The sequence below is a fragment of the Streptomyces sp. NPDC050546 genome, assembly GCF_044457425.1.
In the GTDB taxonomy this organism is placed as follows: domain Bacteria; phylum Actinomycetota; class Actinomycetes; order Streptomycetales; family Streptomycetaceae; genus Streptomyces.
This window is the reverse complement of sequence record NZ_JBITGX010000035.1, coordinates 1-10,816: the sequence shown is the minus strand read 5'-3', so window position 1 is coordinate 10,816 and position 10,816 is coordinate 1. Positions and strand designations below refer to the sequence as shown.

The 10,816-nt window shown below is 73.0% G+C and carries 9 protein-coding genes and 1 pseudogene; 9 read left to right on the top strand and 1 reads right to left on the bottom strand.

All coding sequences use genetic code 11. The annotated features are described in order from the left end of the window. Both ACIBK5_RS43545 and ACIBK5_RS43540 read left to right on the top strand, forming a co-directional pair. Nucleotides 1-499, top strand: a pseudogene (locus ACIBK5_RS43545) (hypothetical protein); the annotation flags it as partial. Then, nucleotides 429-638 carry a phosphopantetheine-binding protein gene (locus ACIBK5_RS43540; protein WP_399029071.1) on the top strand — a complete coding sequence of 70 codons (210 nt, stop codon included), beginning with the start codon at nt 429-431 and terminating at the stop codon, nt 636-638. The pseudogene ACIBK5_RS43545 and the gene ACIBK5_RS43540, both read left to right, overlap by 71 nt. Nucleotides 639-662: 24 nt before the next feature. On the opposite strand, the gene ACIBK5_RS43535 is transcribed toward ACIBK5_RS43540, so the two are convergent. Then, on the bottom strand, nt 663-3,068 hold the full coding sequence (locus ACIBK5_RS43535) for a M20/M25/M40 family metallo-hydrolase (protein WP_399029069.1): 2,406 nt from the start codon (nt 3,066-3,068) through the stop codon (nt 663-665). A gap of 275 nt (nt 3,069-3,343) precedes the next feature. Between ACIBK5_RS43535 and ACIBK5_RS43530 the strand changes: the two genes are divergently transcribed. The 7 genes from ACIBK5_RS43530 to ACIBK5_RS43500 all read left to right on the top strand — a co-directional run. Next, complete coding sequence (locus ACIBK5_RS43530; protein WP_399029067.1) at nt 3,344-3,568, top strand: MbtH family protein; 225 nt, start codon at nt 3,344-3,346, stop codon at nt 3,566-3,568. Nucleotides 3,569-3,620: 52 nt separating this feature from the next. Beyond that, nucleotides 3,621-6,038: an AAA family ATPase gene (locus ACIBK5_RS43525; protein ID WP_399029065.1), complete on the top strand. Its 2,418-nt coding sequence runs from the start codon at nt 3,621-3,623 to the stop codon at nt 6,036-6,038. Next, nucleotides 6,035-7,306 (top strand): MFS transporter, encoded by a 1,272-nt coding sequence (locus tag ACIBK5_RS43520; RefSeq protein WP_399029063.1) that lies wholly within the window; start codon nt 6,035-6,037, stop codon nt 7,304-7,306. The genes ACIBK5_RS43525 and ACIBK5_RS43520 overlap by 4 nt, the downstream gene beginning before the upstream one ends. Next, nucleotides 7,303-8,061: a sulfotransferase family protein gene (locus tag ACIBK5_RS43515; protein WP_399029061.1), complete on the top strand. Its 759-nt coding sequence runs from the start codon at nt 7,303-7,305 to the stop codon at nt 8,059-8,061. The genes ACIBK5_RS43520 and ACIBK5_RS43515 overlap by 4 nt, the downstream gene beginning before the upstream one ends. Beyond that, nucleotides 8,058-8,468: a VOC family protein gene (locus ACIBK5_RS43510; RefSeq protein WP_399029059.1), complete on the top strand. Its 411-nt coding sequence runs from the start codon at nt 8,058-8,060 to the stop codon at nt 8,466-8,468. Before ACIBK5_RS43515 ends, ACIBK5_RS43510 begins: the two co-directional genes overlap by 4 nt. 10 nt (nt 8,469-8,478) lie before the next feature. Then, a complete protein-coding gene (locus ACIBK5_RS43505) occupies nt 8,479-9,318 on the top strand; it encodes a thioesterase II family protein (protein ID WP_399029057.1) in 840 nt (279 codons plus the stop codon). 22 nt (nt 9,319-9,340) lie between these two features. After that, the coding region (locus ACIBK5_RS43500) for a condensation domain-containing protein (RefSeq protein WP_399029055.1) at nt 9,341-10,816 on the top strand (1,476 nt) is incomplete at its 3' end.

Here is a 10,816-nt window from a genome sequence, read left to right as displayed (position 1 = left end):
CCTCGACTACCTCGGCCGCCTCGACCACCAGATCAAAATCCGCGGCCAACGCATCGAACCCGCCGAAATCGACACCGCCCTCCAAACCCACCCCGGTGTCACCCGGGCCGTCACGGTCACGCACCCGGCCCCGGACGGCAGCCTCCACCTGGCCGCGTACTACACAAGTGCCACGCCCCTGGCCGCGGCCGAACTGCGCGCCCACCTGCGCGACCGCCTTCCGGCCGCCATGGTCCCCACCTACCTCACCCACTTGGCCGACCTCCCGCTGCTGCCGAACGGCAAGACCGACCGCAAGCAGCTCCCCCCGCCGGCGGAGTCCGCCGACGGGGAGCCGGAGACGGAGTACGTGGCGCCGCGCAACGAGCTGGAGGAGGAGCTGGGCGCGGATCTGGACCGAGGTGCTCGGTCCGCCGAAGACCGTCGGTGTGCGAGACGACTTCCACGCGCTGGGCGGCCACTCGCTGCTCGCCGTACGAATCGTCTCCCGCGTCCGTGACTCCTTCGGCGTCGAGGTGCCGCTGGAGCGCATGCTCTCCGGGCGGCCGACCGTCGAGGCGCTCTCGGAGGTGATCCAGGAACTCCAGCTGACCGAGGCCGACGATGCCGAACTCCTGGAAGCGCTGGCGGCGTTGTAGCGGTACGAGTGGGGGCGGCGGCCCTCAGCCGCGTACCGTCAGGCCGACCGCCGTCACATCCGTGAGGTTCGCCCCCCACGTCCCCCACGTCAGGTCGTCCGGCAGGGACTCCGTCCCCTTCGGCAGGCCCCGCGCGTACGACGTGATCCGCAGTGGCACCTCGCCCTTGCCGGTGACCCGGAGGGTGATGTCGAGGCCGTCCGCCGGCAGGGTCCACGCGGCGAGGCCCCACTTCCACGGGCCGGCCGAGGCGGGGCGGTTGACACCGCCGCGCACATCGACGCCGAGGAGCTCGGCCCCGCGTACGGAGTGCTCGGAGGTGTCGGCGAACAGGGTGACGTACGAGGCTCCGGGACCCGGCTCGATGTGCAGCCGGACGGTGCGGGTGCCGTCCCCGTCCGCCGGGTCCGAGTCGACCGTGACCTCCGGCGCGGCGGGCCCGCTGGCCGAGGCGGCTGTCGCGATGCGGGACTGGGAGGTGATGCCGCTCGCCAGGGTGGTCGGGAAGGTGGGGAACTCGGCGCGCCGGTCGGCGCGTTCGGAACCGGCGAGGGAGGTCGTCCAGCCCGGCGGTGTGCTGTCCGAGCTGACCCAGTGGCCGACGCCCTGGTCGGCGTCCCAGGCGTAGGCGAGGTTGGTGTGCCGGGGGTGCGCGGTGTCGAAGACGTCGACCCGGATGCCCATGAGGATCAGGGCCGTACCGGCGGCGAGGGCGAACCAGGACGTCACCCGGGCCGTACGCCGCGGCAGCAGGTCGAGCAGCGGCAGCGTCACGGCCACCAGCAGCGCCGCCACGATCAGCGGCACCGCGGCCAGCACCAGGCCCAGCGTGGGGAACAGCAGCACGATCACCGGCGTCAGCAGCGGCAGCGCGACGAGCGCCGCTACCGAGGCCGCGAGCGACTGCCGGGCCACGTCGGCGGCCGGATCTCTGCCGCTCCGGTGCAGGGTGAGCAGCAGCGCGGCGCAGCCCAGCAGGGGCGCCCAGGCGAACAGGTACGACGCGCCCGGCGTCACGAAGGCCGTGATCAGGCCGAGTCCGGTGAACCAGCCCCACACGCCGAGGGTGAGCTGCGTGCCGCCCACCTTGCGCCGCAGCAGCAGGTACCAGCCGACGACCGCCGCGCAGGTCAGGGTGAGGAACGCGGCCCGGTACCAGCCGGGCCGGTAGCTGTCGCCCATGGCCAGGTCCGCGTAGCCGGGCCGGACCAGGCAGAGCACCTCCCAGCCGCCGAACCCGACCGCAGCCGCCCCGGCGAGCGCGAGCGGGAAGGTCAGCGCGGCTCGCCCGATGCCCCGGCGCCCGCCCTGCCGGGGGCCGCGACCGGCGTACCAGACCGTGAACGCGTACAGGGCCGTGCCCAGCACGGCGACGGCCGGCGCGAGATACCGGGGGTAGTGGAGCAGCAGGCCGCCGACGGTGAAATAGGTGTCGTCCCCGCCGTCCCCGACCTCGGTGAGGTCCACCCCGGCGAGCTCGCGGGCGGTGGCGAGGACGGTGTCGCCCTGGTGCTGAAGACTCTTGGGGGAGAGGTTGGCGACCGAGTCGCCGGGGGTGTGGTAGAGCGCGGAGCCGTCCACGAAGGCGAAGTTGAGGCCGCCGAAGCCCTCCTGCTTGAACTCGGTGAAGTCGGTGTCGTTCGGCAGGAACGTGTACACCTCGTCCGCGACCGACGTGGCGAGGGGACGGTCCGCGGCACCCAGAGCGGACAGCGCGCCGTTGTTGCCGGGGCCGGACTCGAACATGATGGACGGTCCGGAGACCCCGCGTGCCTCCAGGTTGAGCACCACCGTGTTCTCCGGGTCGAGGACGTCGTCGGCCACGAACGCGTGTGCGCCGAGCAGCCCGGGCTCCTCGCCGTCGGTGAACAGCACGTCGATCGTGTTGCGCGGCGTGCCGTCCGCTCGCAGCGCCCGCACGATCTCCAGGATCGCCGCCACGTTGATCCCGTTGTCCGAGGCGCCGGGACCGGCGGGCACCGAGTCGTAGTGCGCCATCAGCACCACATGGCCCGCCCGCCCGCCGGCCGAGCCCGGGAACCGCGCGTGGATGTTGGTGACCTCGGCGACCAGGGCAGTGCCCTCCTCGTCCTGCGACACCGGCTGCCGCCGCGCCTCGACCGTGCCGCCCAGCTCGGTCAGCCGCTGTACGAGGTAGTCGCGGGCCCGCGCCGAGCCCGCGCTGCCGAGCGGCCGCGGCTCCTTGCCGATCACCTCGGCATGGACCATGGCGCGCCCGGCCGAGAACTCCTGCTCCGGCGCGGACGCGGACCTGGGGTCCGGGGGCCTGAGTGTCGTCACCGACACGGCGAGCAGCAGCAGGAACAGTACGAGAACCAGCAGCTTGGCGAGCCGCGCCGGGTCGGCCGCCGCGCGCCGGCGCAAGCGACTCAGCGCCGTGGAAGGAGTTGTCTGCTCGGAATTGGGCATGACGCAGCACCAATTTCTGTGTGATCGGATGGAAGTTCGAGAACGCGAGGATTCGGGATCTGGGAAGTCCCGGGCGTGCAGCTGTGCGTCACCGCGATTATCGAAAGCCCGCAGGCCGCTGTCGCGCCTGTGTGACAAACTCCCGCGGCGAGGTGACACAGTCCCCGCCGAGTCCCCGAGTACGTGACAAAGTCCGTCGTCAACAGATGGGCCGACCCGGCTCGATGGCTAGTTTCGCTGTCGGAATTCATCTCTCGCCAAAAGTGGAGTGAACGATGATTAACGCAGCCGTTGAGTCCTACTGGGTCGTCGTGAACGACGAGGAGCAGTATTCGGTCTGGCCGACGGATCAGGACATTCCCGAGGGCTGGCGGAGTGCCGGAAAGCGAGGCCCGAAGGACGAGTGCCTCGCGTGGATCGACGAGCACTGGACCGACATGCGGCCGCTCAGCCTGCGCCGCGCCATGGACGAGACCGCCGCCGGCCCGTCGCAGTCCTGAGCCCCGCCCAACCGACCACTCGACCGACGAAGACCAGGGGGAAGGAGCTGTGATGGCCCACTGGCACCAACTGCTCGACGAGCTGCTGGCCGAGGGCGGACCCGCACGGGGGCTGGAGGTCGTGGGCGAGGCCTGGAGCGGCAAGACGCGCCGGCTGGACGAGCTCACCCGCCGGGCCGCCCAGGCGGGCTGGGCCATTGCCCGAGGCAGGCCCGGACGGTTGCACGCGGCGACGCCGTTCGGATTGTTCCTGGACGCCCTGGACGACCCGATCGCGGCCGGCGGCGAGGAACTGCGCTCCCGGCTCACCGAGGAGGAGGAGCACCGGCTCGCCGCGCTCTTCCCCTCCCTGAGCCCCGGCACGCCCGGCGCCCGTTCCCACCGCGACCTGTATCGCGAGTGCCGTGCGGTACGCGGCCTCCTCGGCCATCTCGCGGGCTCCCGCGGACTGGTGCTCGTCCTCGACGACCTGCATCGCGCCGACAACGACTCGCTCGACCTGCTCGGCTACCTGATCCAGCGCCCGCCCGCCGGGCCCGTCCTCATCGCCGTCGCGCACCGGCCGCGCCAGCTCGCCCACCAGCTCCTCGGGGCACTCGGCGAGGCTGTCGCCCGCGGCTTCTCCCACCGGGTCGAACTCGCGCCGCACGACCTGGACGACCCAGACCTGCACGCTCTCCTGCCGCCGGACCTGGATGCGCGCACCCGCCGCTCCCTGCTGCGGCGCAGTGGCGGCAATCCCGGCCTCCTGCTCGCCCTGAACGCCATGACCCGACGCGCACCGGCCGGCACCGGCAGCACCGCGATCCCCGCCGAGCCGCCGGACGCCTTCGTCCTGTCCACCCTCACCGACCTTCAGGCCCTCAGTCCGGCAGGCTGGTCCATGGCCAGGGCCGCCGCCGTGCTCGGCGACGCCTTCGCGCTGCGCACCGCCGCCGAGGTCGCCCAGCTCGACGGGGCCGGAGCCGGCGAAGGACTCGACGAGCTGCTCGCCGAGGACCTTGTACGGCCCCTCGGCGAGGGCACCGACTTCCGCTTCCGCGACCCGGTCGTACGAGCCGTCGCCTACCACTCGGCCGGCCGCGGCTGGCGCTCCGGCGCCCACGCCCGCGCCGCCGCCTCCCTGCGCACCCATGGTGGACTGACCGAACTCCGCGCCCAGCAGCTGCTGTACGCCGTCGAGGTCGCCGATGACGACGACGTGCGCGCCCTCGTCGAGGCCGCCGAGGACACGGTCCTGCGCGACCCCGCGGCCGCCCTGCGGTGGAGCCGCCACGCCCTGCGCCCGACCGTGACCGCCGACCCGCTGCTACGGGCCCGGGCGAGCGCCGTGCTGGGCCGAGCCCTGCTCCTGGACGGCGAACTCGAGGAGTGCGCTGCCGTGTTCCAGCGGCTCCTCACCTCCGACCCCCGGCTCCCTGCCGCCGTCCGCGGCACTGTCGTCGAGTCCTACACCCACGTCCACCGCCTCCTCGGCCGCCCCGAAGCGGCCCGCGAACTGCTGCGCACCGAGCTGGCGGGGCAGCCGGGGGCGCAGATGTGCGACCGGGCGTGCGCGGGCCTGTGCGGGCCCGCCGACCGGGAGTCAGCGACTCTCGCGGAGGGTTCTTGGACGGCCGCGGGGGAAACCCCGTGCTTCCGGATCCGGCTCGCCATGACCGGGCTCGTGCTGGAGACAGGCGGCGGCTGGTCCCGGGCCGACCGGGACGCGCTGGCCGCGCTCGCGTCACGGGACGACAACCCGGCACGGCCCTCCGCCATGGCGGCGCTCGCCGCGGCCGAGGCGCAGTTCGGGCGGTCCTCGGCGGCCGCCGAACACGCCCTCGCCGCCGCGGAACTCCTCGACGCCCTCCCCGACGACGAGATGGCCGCCCACCTCGAGGCCCTGCACTGGCTCTCCGGCGCCGAACTGTTCCTCGGCCGCCTGCGCGAGGCGGAGCAGCATCTCGTCCACGGCACCGAACTCGCCCGCCGCTTCGGCCAGCGGCATCTGCTGGGCCGTCTGCTCATCGGTCTGGGCCACGTCCGGCAGCGCCTCGGCTACTACCCCGAGGCCCTCGGGTGCGCGGGGGAGGCCGAGGCCGTCGCCTCCGCCATGGGCAGCACCCCGCTGACCGATCTCGCCCAGCGGCTGCGGGAGGAACTCGACATGCTGCAGGGCGTCCGCGTTCTCGACCACGGCACGTCCCCCGGGCCGCAGCTGCCCGGCCTCAGCAGCCGCGAGCAGCAGATATCGGTCCTCGTCAGCCGCGGCCACACCAACCAGCGCATCGCCCACTCCCTGGATCTGAGCCCGAAGACCGTGGAGACCTACCTGGCCCGTATCTTCAAGAAGCTGAGCGTCAGCTCCCGCACCGAGGTCGCCGCCATGGTCGGCAGAGCCGGCGGCACCCCGCCCCCGGGCACCGAGCCCGCCCTCCGCCTCCCGGCGGCCGCCGAGCCCGTACCGAGCGCGAGGCCACTGCCGTGACCGCGCTGCCGGAAGCCGGCCACACGCCGGCCGGCCGCGGCGCCGACTCGGCCGACTCGGCCGGCCATCGTCTGACCGCCCCCTTCTGGCGGCTCTGGGGCGCCGCCTGCGTCACCTCCTTGGGCGACGGACTGCGGCTGGCGGCGCTGCCCATGACCGCCGCGCTGTTCACCCGGGACCCGCTGCTGCTCTCCCTGGTCACCGTGGCCGGGCAGCTGCCCTGGGTGCTGGCGGGCTGGTTCGCCGGTGCCTTCGTGGACCGGCACGACCAGCGGCAGGTCATGATCTGGTCCGATGCCGTGCGGGCGGTGATCGCGGGCGGCTTCACGCTCGCCGTGTTCACCGGGCACTCCGGCATCGGCCTGCTCCTGCTCTTCGCCCTGATCATGGGGCTGGCGGAGACGCTGCGGGACAGCGCCGCCCTCGCCGTGCTGCCCCGGGTGGTCGCGGAACCCGCGCTGGACAGGGCGAACAGCCTCCTGCAGGGCGTGGCGATGCTGTGCGTCGAGCTCGCGGGACCGCCGCTCGCCGCGCTCCTCCTCGTCTCGCACACCTCACTGCCGTATGCGTTGGACGCCGTCACCTTCGCCGCTGCCGCGCTGCTCGTGCTGGGCCTGCGCGCCACCCCCCGCCCGCAGCCGTCCTGCTCCACGCGGACCTCGCTGCGCGCCGACGTCGCCGAGGGCATCCGCTGGCTGTGGCGGCACCGTCTGCTGCGCGCGGTGTGCGGGCTGGTGGGTGCGTTCAACTTCGCACTCGGCGCGGTGGTCTCGATCGCCGTCCTGTACGCGTACGAAGTGCTCGGCGTCGGCAGCGTCGCCTACGGCCTGCTCATGTCCGTCATCGCGGTCGGCGGTGTGGTGGGCGTCGTGGTGACCCCGCTGCTGACCCGCAGGTGGGGCCGTGAGCGGACCCTGCTGGTGTTCTGCGGCCTCACCCCGCCCGCCCTTGCCGTGGCGGGTACCGCCTCGCACCCGGTGCTCGCCGCCGGCGTCCTCACCGTCGTCGGCACCGCCCTCGCGGTGATCACCATCGTCACCACCTCGATGCGCCAGGTCCTGGTCCCCGCCGCCCTGCTGGGACGGGTGGGCAGCTCCTACCGCCTCGTCGCCGTCGGCATGACCCCCCTCGGCGCCCTCGCAGGGGGGACCATCGCCTCGTACGCGGGCCTGCGGGCCCCGTTCCTGCTGGCCGCCGCCGTCCTCGCCGCCGCCTGGGCACTCGCCGTGCCCCTCCTCACGCGCGCCACCCGAAAGGAGACCCCATGACCGGCGCCGACACCCCGCCCCCCACCGTGATCGCGATGTGGAGCCCACCACGCTGCCGCTCCACCGCCTTCGAACGCATGATGATCGAGCGGGGCGACCTGACGGTCCTGCACGAGCCCTTCAACGTCCTGGCCAGTAAGGGAAGTTACGAACTCGACGGTCACGTCCACCATGGCGAGCGGGCCCTGCTGGACGCCCTCCTCTCCCTCGCTCGCACCGGCCCGCGGCCCGTCTACTTCAAGGACACCACCGACTGCCGCTACGCCGAACTCCTCACCGACCCCCGCCTGGCCACCCACGTCCGGCACACGTTCATCATCCGCGACCCCGCGGAGGCCATCGCCTCCCATTACGCCCGCAACCCCGAACTCACCTCCGACGAGGTCGGGTTCGGCCACAGCTGGGAGATCTTCGAGCTGATGCGCGAGGCGACCGGCCGTATGCCGGTCGTCGTGGACGCCGACGACCTCGTCGCCGACCCCGAGGGCATCGCCGCCGCCTACAGCGCGCTGACCGGTCTCCCGCACCGTCCGGACGCCCTCGCCTGGCCGGCCGGGGAACGCCCCGAATGGCAGGTCTTCGAGGCCTGGCACCGTGACGCGGCTACCAGCACCGGCATCCACGCCCGCTCCCGCCAGTACGCCGACACCGTTCACAACAACCCCCGGCTCGCCGATCTGCACGCCGCCCAGCTGCCGTTCTACGAGCGCCTACGCGTCCACCGCATCGCCCCCGCACTCCAGGAGAACGTGTGACCAGCCGCTTCGAACAGCTCGTCGTCGACTGCCGCGAGCCGCGCCGGCTCGCCGAGTTCTGGTGCGCCGTACTCGACTACACCGTGCACGAGGACCGCGACGGCGCCCTCGTCGAGATCGGCCCTGCCGACCTGGCCCCGCTGGCCGAGCTGCGTGCCCGGGCCGTCGCCCCGCAGATCCTCTTCGTCCGCGACGGCGCCCGCAGGAGCGCGAAGAACCCGCTGCACATCGACCTGTGCCCCATCGACTCCGCCCAGGAGACGGAGATCGAGCGGATCCTCGCGCTCGGCGCCCGCCGCATCGACATCGGCACCCCCAAGGAGGCCGGCTGGGTCGTGCTCGCCGACCCGGAGGGCAACGAGTTCTGCGTCCTGCGCAGCCTCGCCCCAGGGCACTACGAGGAGTGACACCCCCGAGATGACGACCAGCCCGGCACTGCCGCCCAGCTCCCGACCGCATTCCGGCCGCCTCGGCCGTCCCGACCGCCGCGCACCGGCCTCCGACTGGCTGAAGATCTGGCGGACCTCACCCACCGCCCCCACCAGACGGCTGCTCTGCCTCCCTCCGGCCGGCGGCGCCGGCCGCCTCTACGCCGACTGGGCCGCCGCCCTGCCGACGGGCACGGAGGTCGTCGCCGTCGAACTTCCCGGCCACGGCACACGGGTGACCGAGGAGCCGCTGACCCGGATGGCGGACATCGTGGAGGGCGTCGAGACGGCCCTCGACACGCTCGACGAGCTGCCCACGGTCGTGTTCGGGCACAGCATGGGCGCGGCGGTCGGCTGGGAGCTGTGCCGCTCGCTGCGCCACCACCGGCACCAGCTGGTGCACGGCATGGTGGCCGCCGCCTCGCCCGCGCCGACGGCCCCGGCCCCAGAGCGCTGGCAGGCCGGAGCCGCCACCGCGGACGAGGACCTCCTCGCTCTGCTCGACAACTCCCAGGGGCTGCCCGCCGAACTGCGGACACACCCCGAGTTCCTCGATCTGTACCTGCCGGTCCTCCGCGCGGACCTGGAAGTGCTGGCCCGCCACCGCGCACGCCGCGAACGCCCGCTGCCGTGTGCGCTGCGCGTCTACCTCGGCGCCGACGACCCCCTGGTCAGCGAGCGGGAGGCCTGGCCCTGGGCCCCCGACGAGACCGAGGGCGACCGCGCCCTGCATGTCTTCCCCGGCGGCCACTTCTTCCTGCACGAGAACCCTGGCCCGATCCTCGCCCAGCTGGCCCGGGACCTCCACTGGATGACACCCGGCGCCTGACGCCCAGCCCAGGAGCATTCACATGACCCTCGAAGCACCCCGCGACCGAGTCCTGGCCGGCCTCACCCCCGAGCAGCGGGCCCGCCTCGCCCTCGAACTCGCCCGCCGCAAGACGGCCGGGACCAGTCCCGTCACCCGGCAGCCCCGCACCCCCGGCACCGAGAACCTGTTCCCGGCCTCCCCGGGCCAGGAGCGCCTCTGGTACCTCCACGCGCTGGAACCCGACTCCACCGCCTACGTGCTCCCCATCGTCCTCCGCCTGCGCGGCCCTCTCGACGTCCCGGCCCTGGAGACCGCCCTCGGCACCATCGTCGACCGACACGAGGTACTGCGCACCGTCTTCCGCGAGGCCGAGGACGGCACCGTACGGCAGGTCGTCCTGTCCGCCCTCCCCGTGTCCCTGCCGGTCACGGAACTGGCCGGAGCGCGGCACGAGCTGTGGCGGCAGGTGCGTACCGAGGCAGCGCGCCCGTTCGACCTGTCCGAGGGGCCGTTGTTGCGGGGGTCGTTGCTGCGGGTGGGGGTGGACGAGTGGGTGTTGGTGCTGTGTGTGCATCACATCGTGGTGGACGGCTGGTCGTTGGGTGTGCTGGTCGAGGAGCTGGGTGAGGCGTATGCGGCCGGGGTGGAGGGGCGTCCGGCGCGGCTGGCCGGGCTTCCGGTGCAGTACGCCGACTTCGCGGTCTGGCAGCGCGAGTGGCTGTCCGGTGAACGGCTGGAGCGGCAGCTGGCGTACTGGCGCGAACACCTCGACTCGGCCCCGGTGCTGGACGTACCGGGCGACCGGCCGCGTCCCGCCGTCAGTTCCTTCGCCGGGGACTCGGTGCCCCTCGACCTGGACCCGGAGCTGGTGGGTGGGTTGACGCGGTTGGTGGAGGGTGAGTCGGCGACGTTGTTCATGGGGTTGCTGGCGGGGTTCGCCTCGGTGCTGGGCCGGTGGGCGGGGCAGCGGGATGTGGTGGTGGGTACGGCGGTCGCGGGTCGTACGCGTACGGAGTTGGAGCCGTTGGTGGGGTTCTTCGTGAACACGCTGGCGTTGCGGGTGGATGTGGGTGGTGGTGCGTCGTTCCGTGAGGTGCTGGGGCGGGCGCGGCGTGCCGCGCTGGACGGGTTCGCGCATCAGGACGTCCCCTTCGAACGCGTCGTCCAGGAACTCGGCACCGACCGTCGCGCGGGCAACCCGCCCGTGGCCCAGTGCATGCTCGCCCTCCGCAATGTGCCCATGCGCCCGCCCCGCCTCGGCGAACTCGACGTCGAGGTCGTCGAGATACCTCGTGACGTGGCCCAACTGGACCTCAGCGTCGAACTTGTCCCCACTGCGGAGGGTGGGTTGTCGGGGGCGTTGGAGTTTTCGACGGAGTTGTTCGATCGGGGGTCGGCTGAGCGGTTGGTCGAGGGGGTTGTTTCGCTGCTTTGTGGTGCGGTGGCGGCGCCGGATGTGCCGGTGGGTTCGTTGTCTGTGCTGGGGGAGGGGCAGCGGGGGTTGCTGGAGGGGTTC

Excerpts from the sequence above, each read along its gene's own strand:
- ACIBK5_RS43515 (WP_399029061.1), top strand. The coding sequence starts at position 7,303 with ATGACCGGCGCCGACACCCCGCCCCCCACCGTGATCGCGATGTGGAGC.
- ACIBK5_RS43530 (WP_399029067.1), top strand. The coding sequence starts at position 3,344 with ATGATTAACGCAGCCGTTGAGTCCTACTGGGTCGTCGTGAACGACGAG.
- ACIBK5_RS43525 (WP_399029065.1), top strand. The coding sequence starts at position 3,621 with ATGGCCCACTGGCACCAACTGCTCGACGAGCTGCTGGCCGAGGGCGGA.
- ACIBK5_RS43505 (WP_399029057.1), top strand. The coding sequence starts at position 8,479 with ATGACGACCAGCCCGGCACTGCCGCCCAGCTCCCGACCGCATTCCGGC.
- ACIBK5_RS43535 (WP_399029069.1), bottom strand. The coding sequence starts at position 3,068 with ATGCCCAATTCCGAGCAGACAACTCCTTCCACGGCGCTGAGTCGCTTG.